This is a genomic window from Pseudomonas sp. GG8 (assembly GCF_052976945.1).
Genome location: NZ_JBRIIP010000001.1, coordinates 826,221 through 847,391, shown reverse-complemented (window position 1 = coordinate 847,391; position 21,171 = coordinate 826,221). Strand labels below are relative to the sequence as shown.

Genomic DNA, 21,171 nt, shown 5'->3' with positions numbered 1-21,171 from the left:
AGAACTGCCAATGGATACCCTGCAAAACATGCGCGCTTTCAGTTGCGTGGCGCAAGCGGGAAGCTTTACTGCAGCAGCAGTACAGCTCGATACCACCACCGCCAACGTATCGCGTGCAGTCTCAAATCTTGAAGCGCACCTGCAAACCCGACTGCTCAATCGCACCACTCGACGGATTGCCCTCACCGAAGCAGGCAAACGCTACCTGCTGCGCTGTGAACAAATCCTCGGGTATGTCGAAGAAGCCGAAGCTGAAGCCAGTGACGCTCACGCTCGCCCGGCCGGACAGCTGAAAGTCCATTCGATGACCGGCGTCGGCCAGCATTACGTTATCGATGCCATCGCCCGTTATCGCAAGCATCACCCGGACGTGACCTTCGACCTGACCATGGCCAACCGCGCGCCTGACCTGCTCAACGAGGGTTACGACGTCTCCATCGTCCTGGCCAGCGAGCTGCCGGATTCGGGTTTCGTTTCCCAACGCCTGGGGATCACCTACAGCATCGTTTGTGCCTCGCCGGCCTACGTCAAAGCCTTCGGTGCTGCGCAAAGGCCCCAAGACCTGCTCAACCACGCCTGCTTGCGCCTGGTCAGCCCGGTGATTCCGCTGGAGAAGTGGTTGTTTGATGGTCCTGAAGGTCAGGAGATGGTCACCATCGTCACCTCGCCCTTCCTGGTCAATTCGGCCGACGCCATGAAAACCGCGATCTGCAGTGGCATGGGGGTGGGGATTCTGCCGATTTACTCCGCCATCGAAGGTTTGCGCAACGGCACGCTGGTACGGGTCCTGCCCAACTACCGCTCGCAGGAACTGAACCTGTACGCCATCTACCCGTCGCGTCAGTACCTGGATGCGAAGATCAGGACGTGGGTCGAATACCTGCGCGGCTCACTGCCAGAGATTCTGGCCGCACATGAAGCCGACTTGAAAACCCACGACTTGATGAACATCGTCTGACCTGTTCCGCTCGGCAGAAGAATCCCCTCGAAAGAACCAGATGCCCAGGGACGGGCAAGAATGTTAGCGTGCTACGCACTGACCATTCGAACGTCCGAGAGTATCTGCCTGATGAAAAAGACCGTACTTGCCTTCAGCCGCGTGTCCCCTGAAATGGCCGAGCGCCTGCAGCAAGATTTCAACGTGATCGTACCCAACCCCAAGCTTGGCGATATGAACGCGCAGTTCAACGACGCGCTGCCGCACGCCCACGGCCTGATCGGCGCGGGCCGCACGCTGGGCCGCGAACAACTGCAAAGTGCCACCAGGCTGGAAGTGGTGTCGAGCATTTCGGTGGGCTACGACAATTACGAGCTGGGCTATTTCAACGAGCGCGGCATCATGCTCACCAACACCCCGGATGTGTTGACCGAAAGCACCGCTGACCTGGCCTTCGCCCTGCTCATGAGCAGCGCCCGACGCGTTGCCGAACTGGACGCCTGGACCAAGGCTGGCCAATGGAAACGCACGGTCGAAGCCTCGCATTTCGGCACCGACGTGCATGGCAAGACCCTGGGTATCGTCGGCATGGGCAACATCGGCGCGGCCATCGCACGTCGTGGCCATTTCGGTTTCAACATGCCAATCCTGTACAGCGGCAATAGTCGCAAGACCTCGCTGGAACAGGAAATGGGCGCGCAGTACCGCAGCCTCGATCAACTGCTGGCCGAGTCCGACTTCGTTTGCCTCGTGGTGCCATTGAGCGAAAAGACCAAACACCTGATCAGCACCCGCGAACTGGCGCTGATGAAGCCCAGTGCGCTCCTGATCAACATCTCTCGCGGCCCGGTGGTCGACGAACCCGCGCTGATCGAAGCCCTGCAGCAGGGCACTATTCGTGGCGCGGGTCTGGATGTGTACGAAAAAGAACCGCTGGCCGAATCACCGCTGTTCCAGTTGAGCAACGCAGTCACCCTGCCGCACATCGGTTCCGCCACCCACGAGACGCGCCAGGCCATGGCCGATCGCGCCTACGCCAATTTGCGCAGTGCGTTGCTGGGTGAGCGACCGCAGGATCTGGTCAATCCGCAGGTGTGGAAGGGCTAAATCTTTAAACCAGCTTGCCGTTGCCGCTATTGGCAGGGTTAACGGCAGGCTGCTTTGGCTTACGAAACACCAGCACATTCCCCAGCATCACCAACACCAGCCCCATCAACGCGGGCAGTGTCCATTGGTAGCCTTCGACGAACGCCGAGATATTCAGCGCGACCACCGGGAATAGCACGGTGCAATACGCCGCGCGTTCCGGTCCCATGCGTCCGACCAGGGTCAAGTAAGCGGTAAAGCCGATGACCGAGCCGGCAATCACCAGATACACCAGCGAGCCGATGTAGCGCGTGTTCCATTCGAAGCTGAAGGGCGTACCGCTGAGTAGACAATACACACTGAGCATCGCCGCACCGTAGAACATCCCCCAGGCATTGGTGGTCAGGGGGCGCAAGCCGGCTTTTTGTTGCAGGCTGGACAACAGATTACCGGCGGAGAAGCACAGCGTACCGAGCAGGGCCAGGCCCAGACCGAGCAAGGTTTCGTGACTGGCCGTACGCCCGGACAGTTCAGGCCAGAACAGACACGCCAGACCGATCAGTCCCAACGCCCCCCCGGCGAGCACATTGCGCGCGACTTTCTGGCGGAAAAAAATCCGGGCATTCAGTGCGTTCCACAGCGTCGAGGTGGAGAACACCACGGCGATCAAGCCGCTTGGGATCCACTGACTGGCCGTGTAGAAGCACATGAAGTTGACGCAGAACAGGCACAGGCCCTGCGCAAGACAAATGAGTTGCCCGCGCCGATTGACCTTTTGCAGACGCCCGCTCAACAGCAGCATCACGAACAACACCAGGGCAGCGAAGCCGAAGCGATAGACAATCGACACCGGAATTGCCACGACGCCGAGCTGTAGTTTCAGAGCGATCCAGGTCGTGCCCCAGATCAAAACGGTGAGTAGATAAAGCGAGAGGTTCATCGTCGGGCTCCTGATTGAAGCCTCAGTCTGGCGCTTTGCATTAGCGCCGACTTGCACAATCTTGCGCATTTAATCGAGTGGAGGCTGGCAGCGCGGGCGCTACGGAGTAGGATGCGAATCGGAGAGAATCAGTTATGCCACCACTGGAAACCATCCAAGTCTTTCAAGCCCTGAACAGCTCGCCCAACGCTCGTCTGGAACAAAGCGCGGGGCTGGGTGACGGCATGGTCGCGGCCCTCTGGAACAACCGGCATGATGCGCAGGAGTACCAGGCGCCGAGCCACCACACGCTGTCCTGCTATATCGCGGGTGGCACCGGGACCTTTCGCCGCGAGCGACCCAACGACAAGGGCGGACCGGGCAAGTTATGTGTGTTGCCCGCCGGACATGAGTCCGCGTGGGTGATCAATGGCGAGATCCGTCTTGCACACCTGTACATCAGCCCCGAGCAATTCGCGCTGGGCTGCATCACCCTGCTGGACCGTGAGCCCCGCGAGCTGCAACTGCGCGAAAGCACCTTCATCGACGACCCCGAACAAGTGCAGCGTTTTCGCCGGTTGATCCAGCTCAACTGGAGCGAACCCGGCGAGCGCCTGCTGACCAGCAGCCTGGCCCACGACATGCTCAGCCATGCCCTGCTCAGCCAGGTTGGCCAGCGCGAAGGTCTGCGCCTCAAAGGCGGCCTGGCTCCGCACCTGCGGCGGCAGTTGGTGGACTACATCGAGAACCACCTGTCAGCCCCCATCAGCCTTGGGCTACTGGCGGGGCAATGCGCGCTGTCCGAATACCACTTCGCCCGCATGTTCCGCGAAAGCTTCGGTCTGCCGCCCCATCAATACCTGCTCGCCCGCCGCCTGACCCATGCCCGGCACCTGCTGCGTACCGGCAACCAAGCGTTCGGCGATATTGCCATGGCGTGCGGCTTTGCCAGCGCGAGTCACTTCAATAATCGATTTCGCCAGGCAATGGGCGCGACGCCGGGGGAATATCGGTTGGCGTTTGCCCGGTAACGGATCAACGCTTTCGGCAGCGCCTACATAAAATCAGTACGGACCTTGCGCCAAAGCCCGTCGCTGACGCTCGAGTCCCGGCCTGCCACCCCTGGTTTTTCCCACATCAAAATATTTCTGTGCACAAAGGGCTTGAATTGTTTCCTCATCGGCGCCAACACTGGAGGTGAGAGGCAAATGGTTTGAACTCCCCGAGCGAAACCGTCAGTTCTCATACGAGCAAGCCTAAGTAAGGGAAAATCTATGCAAATCCAGGTCAATTGCGATAACCACATCGAAAACAGCATCCGACTGGAGGAGTGGGTACGTACCACCGTTGAGAGCACGCTCGAACGCTACGAAGAAGACCTGACTCGCGTCGAAGTCCATCTCCGCGACGAAAATGGCGAGAAGCCAGGCCCGCATGACAAACGCTGCCAGATGGAAGCTCGTCCAAAAGGACACCAACCGATTTCAGTTACCCACAAAGCCGATACGCTGGATCGGGCTGTGGAAGGCGCGGCGGAAAAACTCGAGCATGCCCTTGAGCATTTGTTCGGTAAATTGCGCGACAAACGTGCCGGTGCGCCAGTAGCAGAAGGTGATCTGGAAGAGGGAGCAGAAAACCCGGACGCCCTGCTTCAGGAAGAGTTTTTGGAAAAAGAACTCGAAAAGGATGAGGTGTTGCACGGCTAATCCGGCAGCATGATTGATTTCAATACCCTAGCTATTGGAGCAATCACTTAAAGAAGGGCGGGCCTGTGCAAACAGGCCCGCCCTTCTTCGTCAAGGCGTCGGATTGATCTGGCTTCGCGAACTTAATCCATCCACCGCAGGTCAACTTAGGGAGACTTCTTGACTAGGTAACAGGCCATGGACAACCCTTTTCAACTCATCACTGACGCCTTTCAGCCCCAATACCGGGTCAACCTGAGCATTCAGAGCCTTGAGGGCAGCATCATGCTGACCTTGTCCAATGAAACGGGTGTCGTCGCCAAACGCCTCATCAGTGCCGCACAGCGCAATGAACCCAAACGTATGCGCCGCCTGATTGAAAGCGTGCAATTCGGCATTGCCATCGAGCAAGGCCACAGCGCCATGAAGATTCTCACCGCAATGACCGACGGCGATAACCTCAATCAACTGCACGTGCCGCGCAAAGACTGGCTGAGCAATCAACCCCATTTGAGGATCAGCGTGTAGACGCGAGCGGGCCTGGGTCATGTGCCCGGACTGAACCCAGCCCCGTACAGGCCAACTTACCGGTCAAATCTCCCCTTTCTCTTCAATCACGGCACCTTTTACAGTGCTGTGCGGATCAGGGATTTTTGCTGACGGGAACTGCGACGAAGCATATCGCACGACCAGAATCGAAAAGGCGAGCAAGAGAATGGCGCCCGAGAGATAAACCACACCCAGATCCGGTGGCGCATGGTGCGACACATCCGAAATCAACAATCGGGTGAGTGCCGTGATGGCGACGTAAATCAGAAACCGCACGGGCATGTGATTGGTCTTGAAATAAATCCCTGTCATCGCCCCTAATTCCAGGTAAATGAACAGCAACAAGATGTCATCGACCGTGACGTTTCCCTTCTCGACCATCCCCAAAAAAGCAACCACAGAAGCCCAGGCAGTGATCCCACCAATCGCGAACAGCGCCATGAAATGGAAGCCTTCGACGCAGAGATTGCCGAATGACTCCGCTCGGGAATGCAGGTTTTCGCGGAGCTTTTCCGCCCATTTGGTTTCCATGATTCTTACCCCTGACCTTTCAATGTTAAAAAACGACTAACCCTGTCCGTATGAATCATCGGTGGGCCTGCTCTTGAAACAGATCCCGACACCCGCTGTGGGCAACTCGATCGGATGATGCAGTACCTACGTGACTATTTTCCGTTGTGCTGCATTTTGTAGCAGCTTTCCAAGCAGAATCGGGGCCAAAGTCTATGGTTGAGAGCGTGATTCTTTGTCACAAGACACATCTCAACGCTCCCCCGATGCGCAGGGAGGTAAAAAAGCCACTATCCAAATCGAATCGGTTCGCTTATGCTTTTAGCTGTATAAAAATACAGTAGTCGCTAAAGACACATTATCGTAAAGGCATGTGAGGTGGTGAATGGCCGTCGAAGTGGTATACCGCAGCAGCCGAGATCTGGAGCGTTTGTTCATGGATAAAGCCGAAGCTGATCGTCATGACAAAATGCTTGAGCTGGCCGAGTTGCTCGCCGAAGTATTGCAAAGAGCAGTGCCGTCGTTGACGGAGTCACAAGTGGAAGAAGCCGGGATTTACATGGCGAAAAATCGTGATATTTTCGCCAAGGCCTTCAAGAACCAGCCGGACGCACTGTCCGAACTGCTCAGTGCGCCGTTGGAAGAATGACGTTGATGCGGTGTGTTCGGCACGCCGCGGTCAATCACCCCTCCGGTTTTTCCAGCGCTATCACCAACGCTTTGAAGAACCGCGCCGCTTCGCCGCCGGTCACGGCGCGATGGTCGAAGGTCAATGACAGCGGCAATATTGGATGCACCACCACATTGCCGTTTACCGCAACCGGCTCGTCACGAATGCCGCCAGCACCGAGGATAGCCACTTGTGGCGGGATGACCACCGGATTGGCGTAACGCCCGAACAAGGTGCCGAAATTGGACAGGGTCAGGGTGGCGCCCATCATTTCTTTGGGCGGAATCGAGCGCGCTTTGACGTCAGCCCGCAGTCGGTCCATGCCCTTTTTCAAATCCTCGGCTGTACGGTTGCCAACATTGCGCAACACCGGCACGAACAAGCCGTCAGGCGTATCAATAGCGATTCCCAGGTCGAGCGTTTCATGCTGCTTGATCGATAAGGATTTACCCTCGAACCCACTGTTGAGTACAGGCTCTACCTTGCACGCAGCCACCAAAGCTTGGCCCAAACGAATCAAGGGGTCGCGGGCGTGCCCCCAGCGGTGCAAATCAGCGTCAGCAAAAATCGTCACCGGCACCACTTCAGCGTGGGAGCGGGCCATGTTCAGCGCCATGCTGCGACGCACACCGTGCAGTTTTTCCCCGCCAAATTTATCGCGTTCCACCTGTGCCGCACCTTCGACATCGGCGCGGGTGATCAAGCCATCGCGGCCAGAGCCACTCAAGGCACTGAGATCAACGCCAAGCTGTCGGGCCAACTGGCGCACCACAGGCGTGGCGCGGGAGGCCATGTGTTCGCGAGTCGACGGCGCCGCACCAATAAAAAACTGATCGTCCTGACTGTTGCCACCGCCTTCAAGACGCCCAACCACCGTGCCGGCATCACCCTCCCCTTCATACGCCATCAGCGGCTCACCCACGTGCAGGATGTCACCCTCACCGCCATAGGTTTTCGCCACGATGCCATCGTACGGCGCAGGAATATCAACAATAGCTTTGGCGGTTTCCACCGACACGAGCAACTGATCGGTCTTGACCGTTTCACCGGCCGCGACGTGCCATCGGACAATCTCGGCTTCCTGTAAACCTTCGCCCAGGTCCGGTATTTTGAAATACTTCATAGCGGGTCTCCTCAGGCGAAATTCAAGGCGTTGTCACACGCGTGAAGGATGTCCGCAACGCCGGGGATGTACAGATGCTCCAGCCGATACAGCGGCGGCGGGATGTCTGGCGCGGTGACCCGCTGGATCGGCGCCTGCAAATCGAGGAATACCCGTTCATAGAGGCTGGCCGCGATTTCCGCCCCAACGCCACACGAACGCGGCGCTTCGTGGACGATCACACAACGTCCTGTTTTACGCACCGAAGCTTCCAGCGTGTCGAGGTCCAGTGGCTTGACGCAGGCGACATCGATCACTTCGGCCGACACACCTCGCTCCGCCAGCACGCTGGCTGCTTGCAGGGTCTCGAGCACACTGGCACCCCAGCTGACCAGGGTGATGTCGCCGCCTTCACGCAGGGTGAAACAGGTGTCCAGCGGCAGTCGTTTGCCGTCGTCCACCAACGGTTGCGGGTTCATCCGGTAGAGTCGCGTCGGCTCGAGGAAGATCACCGGATCAGGGTCATCAATGGCCGCCAGCAGCAAACCATAGGCCCGTGCTGGCGAAGAAGGGATGATCACGCGCAAGCCGGGAATATGCGCGAACAACGCTTCGGTGCTTTCGCTGTGATGCTCGGGTGCGCGAATCCCGGCACCCATTGGAGTGCGCATTACCATCGGGCAACTCAAGCGACCCCGCGTGCGATTGCGCAGGCGGCTGGCGTGGGACACCAGTTGCTCCATGGCGGCATAGATGAAACCCATGAACTGGATTTCCACCACCGGTTTCAACCCCTGCGCCGCCATGCCGATCACCAGGCCACCCAGCATGGTTTCAGCCAGCGGCGAATCGATGACCCGCTTGAAACCGAAGCTGTCGCGTAAACCTTGAGTGGCGCGGAACACCCCACCGTTAACACCAACGTCTTCACCCAGGATCACCACATTTTCGTCCTCGACCATGGCCCGATGCAGCGCCAGATTGACCGCTTCCAGCAGCGTGACTTTTTCATTCGCCATGAGCGTCACTCCCGGCACGACGCATCGCCCGTTCAAGGAACCATTCGCGCTGCTCAGCCAGGGCCTCCGGCCATTTGGCGTAGACGTGATCAATTACCGACTCAGGCGCTTGAGTGCCAGCGTGGTCGAAGGCATCCACCGCCTTCTGCACCAACGCCTGGCATTCACTGATCAGTGCCCGCTCACGGCCTTCATCCCAGACATTCTGGCTCACCATGAACGATTGCAGGCGTTTGACCGGCTCTTCCAGCCAGGCGTGCTTGACCTCTTCAGCCGAGCGGTAACGAGTGGCGTCATCCGCAGTGGTGTGGTCGCCGAGGCGATAACTCAGGCACTCCAGCAGCACCGGACCTTTGCCTTTGCGGGCGCGCGCCAGAGCGTTCTGCACCCTGTCGTAGACCGCCAGCATGTCGTTGCCATCGACCTGCTCACCCTGAAAACCGGCGCCGATGGCTTTTTGCGCCAGCGTCGGCGCGCCGCACTGGATGCGTCGGGGCACAGAAATCGCCCACTGATTGTTATTGATCACGAACACCACAGGCAGTTGCCAGGTGCCCGCGACGTTGAGCGCTTCGAGGAAATCACCCTTGCTGGTTGCACCGTCGCCGCAGGTGGTCACCACCACCCTATGCTCGCCACGAATTTTGAACGCCGTGGCGACACCGCAGGCATGCAAGGCCTGGGTTGCAATCGGGATGTTCACCGGAAAGTCCTGGGCTACGGCCGGTTCGGCATAGTGACTGCCACGTTCATCTCCGCCCCAATACAGGAGAATTTCTTCCATACGCACGCCGCGCAATAGTTGCACGGCTGTGTCGCGGTAGTAGGGGACCAATACATCGTCAGGTTGCATCAGGCTACCAATGGCGACCCCGATGGCTTCCTGACCAAGAGTCGGCGCGTAGGTGCCAATGCGCCCGGTGCGTTGCAGCGCGACGACTTTCTGGTCGAACAGGCGGGTCAATACCATTTGCTTATAGAGCTGGGTCAGCAGGTTGAAGTCATCCGCCCAGCGCGGAAGTTCGCCGACCAGGCCACCTTCAGGGGTGAGATAGCGAGTGTAAGCAACATTGATTTTGTTATAGGACACGGCACCCTCCCAACACGCGACAGTACGCGTGGCGACCCGTCTCGCCGCGTGTGACGGCAAGGTCTTGTCGGGTGACACCGGGTAGGTGCTAGCCGACGTTCAGCAGGCGTTCTGCCAACATATCGGCGACGCGCGCAGGGGAGCGCTTCTCCGCTTGGGCGTGGGCAAAAACCTCAGTTAATCGTAGTCCGATTCGCGACAGATGTGCGGTGATGGTACCCAGTGATTCCCCCTGATGCTGCAGGGCGACATAGATCAGGCCGCCGGAGTTGATCACATAATCCGGCGCATAAAGAATGCCCCGGTTTTCCAGATTATCCGCAACCTGCAAGCTACTCAGCTGATTATTGGCCGCGCCAGCCACCGCTGCGCAACGCAGTTGAGCGACGCTATGACTATTGAGAATGGCGCCCAGCCCACAAGGCGCAAGGATGTCGCACGGTGTGCTGAGCAACGCTTCGCACGCAATGGGATGTGCGCCCAGTTGTTCCATGGCCAATTGCACCTTGCCGCTGTCCAAATCGCTGACCAGCAGTTCAGCGCCTGCCGCATGCAGCTGTTCGGCCAAGGCATAACCGACATGCCCGAGCCCCTGAATCGCCACCCGCAGGCCTTCAAGATTGTCGCTGCCCAGTCGCGCCAGCGCCGTGGTACGAATACCGGCGAACACGCCCATGGCCGTGTGTGGCGAAGGATCACCCGCTTCGGTGGTGCTGGTGACATGTTGGGTGCACTGGGCGATGCAATCCATGTCGGCGCTGGAGGTGCCGCTGTCGACAGCGGTGATGTACCGACCGTCCAGGGTTTCGATAAAGCGGCCGAAGGATTCGAACAGCGCGGCACGATTGGGAACATGCGCCGGACGCATGATCACTGCTTTACCGCCGCCAAAAGGTAACCCGGCCAGCACCGCTTTATAACTCATGTTTTGCGCCAGACGAATAGCATCCTCAATGGCGCTTTCCTCATCCACATAGGCAAGGTAACGACACCCGCCGAGGGCTGGGCCTTTTTTGCTGCTGTGAATCGCGATCACCGCCTTGAGCCCGGTTTCTGGATCCACGATGAAGTGTAACGTTTCAACGTTTGAGCTTTGCATGAGAGCGAACATCGGTATTGCTCCCGGTTCTTTTTTCTACTGCGAGTATAGGCGCTGAAAAAAAAAGCGACTGATCGCTCAAGCATAAGCAAACCCGCACGGATCGGCTCCAGGGCATAACACTCGAGCCCCTGACTCGGCGGCAGCGACGGTACTGGACGAAATCGACTGCTGGGGCTAAAACAAGGCATGTGAAGTCAGATGAACAGTCCGACGTATGACTCCACACGCCTGATCCACCGGAGAGGTCGATGACCCCACGTCAAGCTTGCATTGCCTGCCTGCAACGCACGCCGCCTTCAGTTTTTGAAGCGGCTTTGTGGGTGTCGGCCGAACACGATCCGGAGTTTTTGCCAGAACAAGCGCTTCAGAATATCGAGGACCTGAAGCGCCAGATCAGTGCGGCCCTGCCATTGTTACCGGCGGGGGAATTGGCGCAACCCTTGCTGCGTCAGCTGAACACGTTGGGGTTTCAGCAGGACGACTGGAGTCATCCAAAACCCCAGTCGGCGTTGCTGCACAACATTTTGCAGCGCCGCCGTGGACAACCCTTGGGGCTGGCGATCATTGCGCTGGAGCTGGCCAGGCGTCTGGAAATCCCGCTGGAGGGTGTCAACTTTCCGGGGCATTTTCTGCTGCGTATGCCGGGTGCAGATCACCTCCTCGATCCCTGCGGAGGACGCAGGCTTTACCCTAAGGATTGCCGCGAACTGCTGGCCCGCCAATTCGGCCCGGACATGCAGCTCCAGTCCGGGCACATGGTTCGCGCGACCGACATGGCCATGGTGCAACGCTTGTCTCGCAACCTGCGGCACCTGCATCAACTAAATGATGATTTCCTGGCGTCGCTCAAGGACGCTGACCGGGTCGTGGAACTGGGCCAGGCGACCACCAGCGATCACCTCGCCCGTGCCAGCCTGTACCAGTCACTCGAATGCCCGCAGGCTGAGCGCTTCGACCTCGAACATGCGTTGTTACTCAGCGACGATCCGATTCAGCGCTTGCGTCTGACTGAACGGTTGAGCCATTTGCCACCCAACAGCGCGTTTCACTAGCCGCCCAACTCAGGCCATCAACCCCAACGCTTTGGCCTTCGCCACCGCCTGTGTGCGGCGTTCGACCCCCAGTTTGCTATGGATGCGCCGGGCATGGGTTTTCACCGTGTGCAGAGAAATGAACAACTGCTCGGCGATTTGCAGATTAGAGCTGCCGTGGGCGATCAGCTTAAGTACTTCGAGTTCACGCTGGCTGAGGGGATTGTCGGCGGCGGCAATCAGGTCGTCTTCCACCCCCAACTCGCGCAACAGTGTCGGCTGACGCAGCCTCAGTTCGCGTAACGGTTGCTGCAAATTGAAGCGACCTATCAGTGCCAGGCCCTCAGCCAGACAGGCATGCGCGGTTTGCACATCGGCTTGCAAAAACGCCACCTCTGCCATGGCCAGATAAAGTTCGGTCTCAAGGCTGTGCATGCCTTCTTGATGGGCCTTCCGCTGCAGGATGTGCAAGCGTTGCAATGGCTGTTCGGCCTGATGCAGATAGACTTCGGCCAGCACCAGCAGGTATTCGATACTCGGAATCAATTCCAGCGTGGCTGGCGGCGCATGTTTTGCCGGATGACGCCGGAGGTGACGCAGAACCCTGGCCAGAGCCTCTTGTACCAGGCCCGCACGACCTTGTTGCAGCCAGAAGTGACTGCTGACTTGCAGCAGCACGCCTCGCCAAAAATATTCCGGGATATGGTTTTGTTGCATCACGCGCTCGGCATCGCGCAGCCAGACGAATGCCCGTGCGTAGTCGCCCTGATTGGCGTCCAACGTCGCCAATCCCAAAAAACCGAACAACGCCAGTTTGTCTTTGCTGCGCAAACATTGCTCTAGGCCGCTCCGGTAATGCAGCTTCGCTTGCTGATCCTGGCCTTGGCGCAGGGCCAGACGCCCCCGGCGCAACGCAATCCGGCCCAGCAACGGGCCTGCGGGAGCGTGCTGAATCAACAGCAAATCGTGCATTTTCTCCAGCGTGCTCTCACTGCGCTGTAATGCCCCGCGCTGTTCCAGCAATTGCGCATGATCGAGTTCGAGCAAGGCTTCCAACAGCAGAGAACCCTCGCCCCGGGCCAGACACAGCGCGGTACGATTATGCGCCAGCGCTTGATCGAACTGGCCATTGAGCAGCGCCTGTTGCGTCAGCCCGGACAGGCACATCACCCGAACTTGCCACATGCTTTGCGACAGCTCCCGACAGGCGTCCTGCAGATGCCCGACAGCGAGGTCCGCCTTACCCCAAAGATGCTGAAGCCAGCCTTGCTGTGCCTGCCACAGGGCGATCAATTCACGCTGTTGAGTGGCCGAGGGTTGCGGCGAAAAACGAGCCAGATGCTCCAGGCACGCACAGGCCTGGTCAAAACGGCCGGCGTACACCAACGCCGAACTGGTCAGGCTGATCAGGTGCGGCGTGCCCAGCATCAAGTCGGCGAAGCGTTCGTGCAGGTCCAGCAGCAACGCCACATTCTGCCCTTGCAACAGGTAGGAGAAGTCAACGTTTTGCAGCAGACTGACAGCGATTTCGTACTGTTCAGCCTGCAAGGCGTGTTCGATCGCCGATTGCCAATCCCTTTCTACGCTGAACCATTGGCAGGCACGACGATGCCAGGAGCGCCTCGCGGGCCATGCTTCATCGTGCAGGCATTGGGCCAACGGCGGAAATACCTGCAACCAATCGGTGTCGTGCTCGCAAGGTTCGATAAAGCTGCCCATGTCCTGCAATGCCTTGAGCCATTGCCCACCCTCGCCAGCCCCAAACAGGTGCTCGCACAGACCTGGATTGAAGCGCGGCAAATGCGCCAGCACACGCCAGGCCTCAGCCAATTCGGGGGCGAGCCCGGCGAACAGTTCGTGCTCAAGGTAATCGATCAAGGTTGTCGAACGGTGTTGCCGGTTGAGGTGCAGAGCACTGAAGTCTTCGGAAACGCACCAGTCGCTCGGGCTGAGCAACGCAACGCGTACGCCAACGCACCAACCGGCACTTTGGATAAAGATCGCAGCGGCGGCTTCGGGCGGCCAGACGACAGGCTCATGGGCCAACAGCTGTTCGATTTCTGCCTGATTGAACGCCAGCGCCGGGCCATAGCGTTCGAGCAATTCGCCGCTGAGCAGCAGACGTGGCCAGTTACACAGAGGACGTCTGCGCCCGCTAATCCACCAGGTCACCGCTGGGCTGCTGACAGCCAGCAAGCGATCAAGACAATGATCCAGCGCGGGCGCAGGGACACGACAATAGTCGTCGAGCACGATCCAGCACGGTGTTTGCCGGTGGGCCAACTGACTCAGAACACCGGTCTCGTCAGCCTCATCAAGGCCCAAAACAGTGGCCAGCAACGCACAGAAGCCGGCCGGCGTTTGCGCTTCTCCAGCCAGCGGCAGCCAGCCGACAAGACAGTCCTGAGGCGCCTGGCGGAGACACTCGCCGAGCAATGCACTTTTACCACTGCCCGCTGGCGCGCACAGTAGCTTGACCCGTGCACTCGAGGCCAGCAAAGGCGCGGTCAACCGGCTGCGTGTCAGGTGCTGAGGAGACAATCGCGGCCAGTGGTCCGCACGCCCCGCATGAACGGTAAAGGCAGTCATGGGATGGTCCCTTGTTATTCTTGCCTGCGCACTCACACTAAGCCGTTCGTCACACCTTGCTGTAGGAGTATTTGGCGCGCTTATCATCCCCCATAAAAAAAGCCACTCACAGTAACCGTGAATGGCTTTTCAAGCGGATTGAGACGTAAGTTGCAACCGATTAGCGGATGCCCGCGTTGCGCAGGGCGTTGGGGGTGAAGTCAGACACGTGGAGCTTCAGGCCGAACTGGAAGCTGCGTTTCTCCTCGTTCTTCATGCCCAGTGCGATGTAGCGGCCGGCGTTCAAATCGTACAGGGCTTCAAGGGTGTAAGCCGGCACTTGGTGGTCGTAATAAAACTGCGCATGACCCTCGGCCACCCGCCAGAGCTGGCCGCGACCGTCGTAATGGTCGACCAGCGCGATCTGCCAGGTATCCTCGTCGATGTACATATGGCGCTTGGCATAGATATGCCGCTCACCGGCTTTGAGTGTGCCGACCAATTCCCACACCCGGTGCAGCTCATAACGGGCCAGGTCCTGATTGATATGCCCAGCCTTGATTACGTCGCTGTACTTGAGGCTCGGCGAGTCAAGTTTGTAGCTGTTGTACGGGATGTACATTTCTTTCTTGCCGATCAACTTCCAGTCGTAGCGATCCGGGGCACCCGAGAACATGTCGAAGTTGTCCGACGTGCGCAGGCCATCCGCCGCAGTACCCGGACCGTCATACGCCACTTGCGGCGCACGCCGGACACGCCGCTGACCCGCATTGTAGATCCAGGCTAGACGCGGTTCTTTCACTTGATCGAGGGTTTCGTGCACCAGCAACACATTACCGGCCAGGCGCGCAGGCTTCGTCACTTCCTGCTTGAAGAAGGTCAGGATATTCGCGCCTTCTTCTGGTTTCAGGTCCGGTATGTCCTCCGGGGCACCGACGTCCTCTTCGAACGTGACCGAGTCGAACGCACCGTTCACTTGGGGAGTTACCTGGGTGATGGTGCGGTGCAGGTTGCCCCCGTGGTAACGGGTGATGTGGTTCCACAGCACTTCATTCGCGGTTTTAGGGATCGGGAACGCGTAGTAGCGGCTTTCGGCAAAATGGGCCAAGCCGTTGCCATCATTGATGGTCGTCACCGTGGCCGCGCTTTTCTTCGCCGCGTCATAGACCTTTTGCGGCAAGGCTACGGTGCGATGACTCGGATAAACCGGAATCCGATAGGTCGTGGGATAACGCTGGAACATCGCCTGCTGCCCATCGGACAGTTTGTCTTTGTACTGTGTCATGTTGCTGGCGGTGATGATAAACAGTGGTTTCTCGTTGGCGAACGGATCCGCGAGGAAACCCTTACTGTCCACCGCCCCCGCATTGACCGGGAGACCGCCGGTGTAAGCAGGGATCGAACCGTCGGCATTCCCTGCCATTTCTGCCCCCAATGGTGTCAGGCTTTTGCCCAGTTTCGCGACTTCGTCTGCCGACACCGCAGCCATTACGTTGGCTGCCAACAGGCTCAGCGCCAGGACGCCACATTGCAGGATCATCTTGCGCATAGTCATGTCCTTTTCAAGCCGATCAGAAGTTCACGCCGACGCTCAATGAAACGAAGTCACGATCGGTCAACGTGTTGTAATTACCACCGAAGAAATCGGTATAACTAAGGTTCGCGGTGTAGGTGTTGCGGTAGTCGGCATCGACCCCGAAGCTGACCGCTTTTGCACCCTGGTTAAACAAGCCGTTAGGGCCGTAACCATGCACGTCATGGGACCACGACAGGTTGGGCTTGAGGTTGATCCCGGCGAAAACGTTGGCGTAATCGAGAATCGCCCGGGCGCGATAACCCCATGATGTCGACGTGACAAAACCGCTGGTATCGCCACCAAAGCCATAGGCACCGTAGACCGAGTCACGGCCATAACGCAGCTCGCTGGTGGGTTCCAGCCCTCCCACATGGACGATTGCCGCTTCGCCAACCACAGTCAGCCGTTCAGCCCCCAGCACTTGGTCGAAGAAGTGGGTCAATGTGGACTGGATCTGGGTGATTTCTTTGCGCCGGTAACCTTTGTTATCCGCGCCAGGGCTCGATGCAATCGGTGACGCAGTCCCGCGAGCAATCGGGTTAAGCAGCGCCAGGGTCAGATCAGTCGTATTGAGCTGGACCGGGGCATTGGGCCGGTAGCTGATTTCGCCATTCCAGGCGGTACCCTCTGGCAGGGTGGTGGCGAAGCTGGCGCCGAACAACCGAACATTCTCCGGGTATTCAAGATAGTACTGGCCATTACCGAGCATGGTGCTCTGCGCAAGACCCGAACCGCTGCCTGGGGCAACGGCGTTGGCCGCAGCGGCGATACGTGGAATGGCACTCAATGTCGCCAGACCCGCCGTCTTGGTGCTCAGGACTGGCAGACGGCTGTGTAAGTTCTCGAAGTACAGGCCGTACTCGGTGTCGTCACCCAACCAGCGTAGCGCTGCACCGAACTGGCCGGTGTTTTTTGGATCACGGCTGCTGCCACGGGGGACGACCACGCCTTCAGGCGTGACCTGGAATCCCTGGCCAAAGGCAGCAGCAATCGGTTGCAACGGTTTGATGGCCGGGTTGCCCACGTCGTAGTTGTTGTTACACCCTTCGGCGACCACGTCGTTACCGAAGAAGGTGCCGCAGTTGTCGACAACCGTCTCTTGCCATTGCAACTGGTAAAAACCCTCGACGCTGAGCTTGTCGGTCAACCCTTGGGAACCGAAGAGCATGTTGACCGGAATCAACCCTTCCTTGATCTCGGCGCCTGGGCGGCGGAACGCCGACACGTCGATGGGATTGATCGAGTTGATCGAGTTACCGATGAAGGTACTTTCGCCCCAACTGACCACCTGCTTGCCTGCGCGCACAGTGCCCGGCAGATCCGCGATGCTGTAGCTGTGATAGACGAAGGCGTCGAGCAGTTGATAGCCCGACGATTTGGCCGCTTCTTTGCGCCCGTTATCGCTGACGTTCTTGAAGTCTTGAGTTTGGTTTTCAAGGACGAAGTCATACCAATATTTGCCCCGCAGGAACACGCCACTGTCGCCGTACTTCAGTTGCAGGTCGTGGACCCCTTTGAAAATCTCCGAGAAGGCGTCACCTTTCTTGAAGTTCAAACGGTTGTCATCGCCCGTGGCCGCCTGCCCTTTGCCGCCGTTCACAGTGCTGACCAGACTGGGGTCTGCGTTACGCAAACCCCAGCTTGCGCCGAGCGACAGCGAGGAGTCGAATTGCCCTTCGATTTCTCCAATATTGAATGAAACGGCGTGCGCCTGAGCCGTGCAGCCCAGCGCCACGGCGATGGCCAGCGTCTGTGGCTTGAAGATGGCGCGCATTATTGTTGTTGTCATGCGTCTTCCCCCTGGTGGTTGCAGAAGAAATCACCCTACTCACAGCCACCAGGAGGGATAAGCGCACCAAGGAGGTATTCTCGATGTACCTCTAAAGAATGAATCCCCCGTCTGGCACGGCTTTGCTCGCCATCATCGATGGCATGGATGATCCATGATGAGGGACATGGATTGAGCTTCCGGGCGCTGCAAATCCTGGCGAGATTTTGCGGACAACAACCGGAACCACCCCACTATTGCCGGGTATGTAACAGTCAATGTCGCAAACTGCTCTGTTTCATTGAGCCTGAATTCTTTATTCTTGCCGGGCTTTCACAGCAACCGGCCAGAACCCTTAAAACGCCGGTGATTCATTCAAGTGACTTGATTACTTACTGTGTACCGGCAGTGGCTCAAACATGAGCTTCTACGGACTGATTCGCCCCCAGGTTTATCGACGTTGGTTTGAAAGCTCCTGGATCTAACGTCTTGTTTAGCCGCTGTTTAAACAGCGGCTTTTTTTTGCCTGTCATTCAGCGATAATAGCTATAAGCCATCACCGCACCAAATTCCCACCCGCACTTTACTCCCGCTCTTTCGCACGCTGGCTGGCGTAGCTATCGCCCGTCGTCGCGTACGTGTGCAGGTTCTGCATGACATGAACCGCCCGGATATAGTCGGGGAGCAACATCGTGGCATAGGGATCACCGCGCAATGAGTTGTCCTTCATGGACGATATCCTGCCCGCGAAAAAATCCAGCGCGTTGATATTCACATCCGGGTTGATTGGCACTCCGTCTCTATCAAACTCGGCACCGGCTCTGTCCATGAGCTCGGCTGTGTGATTATCGATAAGGCCAAACTTGTAAAGCTGCTTGCCTAACTGACTGAGCTCATTGGGTGTGATCTCTTCAGGATTGAAGCCCTTGAGCTGCGGCTTCAACTTCAGTGTGTCCATATATTCTGCATCAAGCGCAATTGGATTTTCGCCGATTTCCAGCAGGATGCTATGGGTCAGCGCGGTGGCGGATGCTTTGGGCAATGTACTTTCTGGCGGCTGCCGAATAAAAACGGCAGGCAGGTCGCCCCAGATGCTAAATGTTGACATGGTGTTCTCCCGACTCAATAAATAGACAACTCATTGGGCATATCGGGAAACGGCTCGACAACTTTATAGTTCAAACAAGGCGTGTTTGAATTCCATCCAACGCCTACGTAACAACAAGAAATGTCGTACAAAAAATAGAGAAACTTCATCGACCCGGAAAAGCCCTACACTTATTTCAGATGCAGACTGACAAGAAAGCATGATTAACCTTAAGTCGCCAAGTCGGAATTCGAGTGTTACTTGAACGGTATTAGCGTTAACCATCGACATCCAAAAACCAGACATCACTCATAAAACAACCTGACAGACTCAAGGATCTTCATCATGAACAACAAGATTAACGCACTGCTGATTTCATTGCTGCTATGCCAATTTTCGGGGTCAAGCTTCGCGGAGCCTGTCGCCAGTATTGGGGCAGCGCCAATGTGTTTCAGAAATAACGGTACTATTTACGAGAGCATTGCGAACGCGGGTGAATACAAAGTTGTGCACGGCCCATTTACCACAAAATGCGGTACCACGGCGCACAGTATTCAACTGAGGAGCGTTGCAGGCGAGCGATTACCCGTGGTGGTAGAGCAGCTATCTGGGGGAGACTGGACAAGGGTTGTGAACGGTGCATTCGACCCCTATCAAAAACTTGGTAATGGCACGTTCCGAGTAATATTGGATAATCAGCAAGGCCAAACGCCTGTCCGCTACAAAGGAATATTCTCGGTCCCACTTTAACGGTTTACTCATAAGGTTGCCTGAGCCGCATGACCATGGGTCACGGCTCAGGCCTGGTTTAGCCTTCCGTGCCCGCGCTATTCAGACCCGGGTATCAATCAACGATGGCGTGCGAGAAAACTGTGCACGTTCCTGCAAGGCCAAGATAACAGTCATGGCAGTTTTCAGCGTAGTCACTGTTTCCTTGGCAAAATCGTGCCCTTCAGTAATACGACCTTTAAGGAACTCAAGACTCCTGTCAAAATACTCGAAAGCATTCGTTTTTTTGTCCATATTTATTTGATTACCTTGATCATTGAACTCACTCCCGACCGCGCCAAGCCAAGACCCCGTAATATGATCAATTATGCCCATCTTTTGGAGCATAACGCTTATGCTTATAAGCTCTCGACTGCTAGTACTCTCAGGATCGAAGCCTGATAGATCAAACTCAAACCCCTCCAGTTTCGACGAATTCGAAATACTATCATCCGCCCAGAATTGCCGTAACTTCTGGGCAATACTTTCTTCCTCGACGGAACGACCGGAGGACGTTCTGAACTGCCTGTCAGGCACATAGGTATAGGCGCTTATTCGGTCTTTGATCAGACCAAAATTTTCAATCATGCAGGCCTCCAAAATCGACATAGCTATTAACGTCGTATCGGGAGTCGTTAGAAAATCTTGATATGCGTCCGACCTAAAACAGCATCAAAAATAGATTTAGAGATCATTCCTACATACAAAGTAAGAATAAGCCTACAAAAAAATTCGGCCGATCAGGTATGCCCTGATCGACCGAGTTCAATATGAAGCCACTATTATCAAGCGCTATACTTTTGCAGGTTTTTCATCATCTCTTGCAGGGCTTCGATGGTGTCTTTTGGGTGTGCTGCACCTTCGAAGTCGCAGATGTTCTGCCAGCTAGCGGCGACATCTTCCGGGCTAAAACCGGTACGAGGGTCGAAGCCGGCACCGACGCTGCGCTCCCAGCGGGTCTTGCCTATCCAGCCGCCGCCGACTTCGAACAGGCCTGAACTCTCCTGGCACTGTTCGCTGCCGAGAAACACCACTAGCGGACTGATCAGTTCAGGCTTAAGCAATTCGAACACACCGGCCGGAATCAACCCTTCTGTCATGCGTGTACCGCCGGTTGGGGCGATGGCATTGACCAGGATGTTGTTCTTGCGCCCTTCAAGGGCCAAGGTGCGGGTCAGGCCGTAAAGGCCAAGCTTGGCCATGCCGTAGTTGGACTGACCGAAGTTGCCGTAGATGCCGGAGGTCGATGAGGTGAAAATCACGCGCCCGTAGTTCTGCTCACGCATGTGCGGCCAAGCAGCATGGGTCACCTTGTAGGCGCCTTCGACGTGCACGCGATACACCAGGTCCCAATCGGGGTCTTCCATTTTGGCAAAGGTCTTGTCCCGCAGGATACCGGCGTTATTGACCACGACATCGATACGACCGAATGCATCCAGTGCGTTTTGTACGATTTTGGCGCCGTCAGTGACCGAGTCATGGTTGGCAACCGCGGTGCCGCCCGCCTCGCGAATCTCTGCAACTACACGATCTGCCGCCGACGCGTTGGCACCCTCACCATGCGCCGAGCCCCCCAGATCGTTGACCACTACGCGTGCGCCATGTTTGGCAAACAGCAACGCATGGGCGCGACCCAAACCACCGCCGGCCCCCGTAACGATGACGACCTTATCTTCAAAACGCACAGGCTCACTCATGGACAGC

The 21,171-nt window shown here is 57.3% G+C and carries 20 protein-coding genes; 8 read left to right on the top strand and 12 right to left on the bottom strand.

All coding sequences use genetic code 11. From position 1 onward, the window contains the following. The first annotated feature begins 10 nt into the window (after positions 1–10). Together ACVBEG_RS04205 and ACVBEG_RS04200 are read left to right on the top strand one after the other, a co-directional pair. Positions 11–958: a LysR family transcriptional regulator gene (locus ACVBEG_RS04205; RefSeq protein WP_447107407.1), complete on the top strand. Its 948-nt coding sequence runs from the start codon at positions 11–13 to the stop codon at positions 956–958. Positions 959–1,069: 111 nt separating this feature from the next. Further along, positions 1,070–2,044 carry a 2-hydroxyacid dehydrogenase gene (locus ACVBEG_RS04200; RefSeq protein WP_322278431.1) on the top strand — a complete coding sequence of 325 codons (975 nt, stop codon included), beginning with the start codon at positions 1,070–1,072 and terminating at the stop codon, positions 2,042–2,044. Between the two features lie 4 nt (positions 2,045–2,048). Here the strand turns inward: ACVBEG_RS04200 and ACVBEG_RS04195 are convergent, their stop codons facing one another. Beyond that, entirely contained in the window at positions 2,049–2,963 is a 915-nt protein-coding gene (locus ACVBEG_RS04195; protein WP_323565624.1) for a DMT family transporter, read from the bottom strand. 134 nt (positions 2,964–3,097) lie between these two features. Here ACVBEG_RS04195 and ACVBEG_RS04190 point away from each other — a divergent pair, with 134 nt between their 5' ends. The 3 genes from ACVBEG_RS04190 (at position 3,098) to ACVBEG_RS04180 (ending at position 5,155) form a co-directional block, all read left to right on the top strand. Continuing rightward, a complete protein-coding gene (locus tag ACVBEG_RS04190; RefSeq protein ID WP_322177998.1) occupies positions 3,098–3,973 on the top strand; it encodes an AraC family transcriptional regulator in 876 nt (291 codons plus the stop codon). A 243-nt stretch (positions 3,974–4,216) separates the two neighbouring features. Further along, positions 4,217–4,648 carry an HPF/RaiA family ribosome-associated protein gene (locus ACVBEG_RS04185; protein ID WP_322177997.1) on the top strand — a complete coding sequence of 144 codons (432 nt, stop codon included), beginning with the start codon at positions 4,217–4,219 and terminating at the stop codon, positions 4,646–4,648. Positions 4,649–4,825: 177 nt separating this feature from the next. Further along, the gene (locus tag ACVBEG_RS04180) at positions 4,826–5,155 is read left to right on the top strand and encodes a DUF3509 domain-containing protein (protein WP_219060889.1); all 330 of its coding nucleotides are present in this window, start codon (positions 4,826–4,828) and stop codon (positions 5,153–5,155) included. Between the two features lie 63 nt (positions 5,156–5,218). Here ACVBEG_RS04180 and ACVBEG_RS04175 read toward each other — a convergent pair whose 3' ends face one another. After that, the gene (locus ACVBEG_RS04175) at positions 5,219–5,707 is read right to left on the bottom strand and encodes a phosphate-starvation-inducible protein PsiE (protein WP_322177996.1); all 489 of its coding nucleotides are present in this window, start codon (positions 5,705–5,707) and stop codon (positions 5,219–5,221) included. Positions 5,708–6,071: 364 nt separating this feature from the next. On the opposite strand from ACVBEG_RS04175, the gene ACVBEG_RS04170 reads away from it, so the two are divergent. After that, positions 6,072–6,335, top strand: a complete 264-nt coding sequence (locus tag ACVBEG_RS04170; protein WP_322177995.1) for a YebG family protein — start codon at positions 6,072–6,074, stop codon at positions 6,333–6,335. Between the two features lie 34 nt (positions 6,336–6,369). Here the strand turns inward: ACVBEG_RS04170 and ACVBEG_RS04165 are convergent, their stop codons facing one another. The 4 genes from ACVBEG_RS04165 to ACVBEG_RS04150 all read right to left on the bottom strand — a co-directional run bounded on the left by ACVBEG_RS04165 (position 6,370) and on the right by ACVBEG_RS04150 (position 10,678). Beyond that, positions 6,370–7,479, bottom strand: coding sequence for a dihydrolipoamide acetyltransferase family protein (locus tag ACVBEG_RS04165; protein ID WP_447107406.1), 1,110 nt, complete (start codon positions 7,477–7,479; stop codon positions 6,370–6,372). Between the two features lie 11 nt (positions 7,480–7,490). Beyond that, on the bottom strand, positions 7,491–8,477 hold the full coding sequence (locus ACVBEG_RS04160; RefSeq protein ID WP_447107405.1) for an alpha-ketoacid dehydrogenase subunit beta: 987 nt from the start codon (positions 8,475–8,477) through the stop codon (positions 7,491–7,493). Beyond that, positions 8,467–9,567, bottom strand: coding sequence for a pyruvate dehydrogenase (acetyl-transferring) E1 component subunit alpha (pdhA, locus tag ACVBEG_RS04155; protein WP_322177992.1), 1,101 nt, complete (start codon positions 9,565–9,567; stop codon positions 8,467–8,469). The genes ACVBEG_RS04160 and pdhA overlap by 11 nt, the downstream gene beginning before the upstream one ends. Positions 9,568–9,655: 88 nt before the next feature. Then, positions 9,656–10,678, bottom strand: a complete 1,023-nt coding sequence (locus ACVBEG_RS04150; protein WP_322278426.1) for a Leu/Phe/Val dehydrogenase — start codon at positions 10,676–10,678, stop codon at positions 9,656–9,658. A 239-nt stretch (positions 10,679–10,917) separates the two neighbouring features. On the opposite strand from ACVBEG_RS04150, the gene ACVBEG_RS04145 reads away from it, so the two are divergent. Continuing rightward, positions 10,918–11,721, top strand: a complete 804-nt coding sequence (locus ACVBEG_RS04145) for a SirB1 family protein (RefSeq protein ID WP_323565621.1) — start codon at positions 10,918–10,920, stop codon at positions 11,719–11,721. A gap of 9 nt (positions 11,722–11,730) precedes the next feature. On the opposite strand, the gene ACVBEG_RS04140 is transcribed toward ACVBEG_RS04145, so the two are convergent. The 4 genes from ACVBEG_RS04140 to ACVBEG_RS04125 form a co-directional block, all read right to left on the bottom strand. Then, positions 11,731–14,289, bottom strand: coding sequence for a LuxR C-terminal-related transcriptional regulator (locus ACVBEG_RS04140; protein ID WP_322177989.1), 2,559 nt, complete (start codon positions 14,287–14,289; stop codon positions 11,731–11,733). A gap of 160 nt (positions 14,290–14,449) precedes the next feature. Next, positions 14,450–15,817: a DUF1329 domain-containing protein gene (locus tag ACVBEG_RS04135; protein WP_322177988.1), complete on the bottom strand. Its 1,368-nt coding sequence runs from the start codon at positions 15,815–15,817 to the stop codon at positions 14,450–14,452. Positions 15,818–15,839: 22 nt separating this feature from the next. Next, a complete protein-coding gene (locus ACVBEG_RS04130; RefSeq protein WP_322177987.1) occupies positions 15,840–17,633 on the bottom strand; it encodes a DUF1302 domain-containing protein in 1,794 nt (597 codons plus the stop codon). Positions 17,634–18,195: 562 nt separating this feature from the next. Beyond that, positions 18,196–18,720, bottom strand: coding sequence for a hypothetical protein (locus tag ACVBEG_RS04125; protein WP_322177986.1), 525 nt, complete (start codon positions 18,718–18,720; stop codon positions 18,196–18,198). Positions 18,721–19,044: 324 nt separating this feature from the next. Here ACVBEG_RS04125 and ACVBEG_RS04120 point away from each other — a divergent pair, with 324 nt between their 5' ends. Then, the gene (locus ACVBEG_RS04120) at positions 19,045–19,449 is read left to right on the top strand and encodes a hypothetical protein (RefSeq protein WP_322177985.1); all 405 of its coding nucleotides are present in this window, start codon (positions 19,045–19,047) and stop codon (positions 19,447–19,449) included. A gap of 81 nt (positions 19,450–19,530) precedes the next feature. Here the strand turns inward: ACVBEG_RS04120 and ACVBEG_RS04115 are convergent, their stop codons facing one another. Beyond that, complete coding sequence (locus ACVBEG_RS04115; RefSeq protein ID WP_323569347.1) at positions 19,531–20,055, bottom strand: hypothetical protein; 525 nt, start codon at positions 20,053–20,055, stop codon at positions 19,531–19,533. Between the two features lie 197 nt (positions 20,056–20,252). Continuing rightward, on the bottom strand, positions 20,253–21,164 hold the full coding sequence (locus ACVBEG_RS04110) for an SDR family oxidoreductase (protein ID WP_219060877.1): 912 nt from the start codon (positions 21,162–21,164) through the stop codon (positions 20,253–20,255). Positions 21,165–21,171 lie beyond the last annotated feature (7 nt).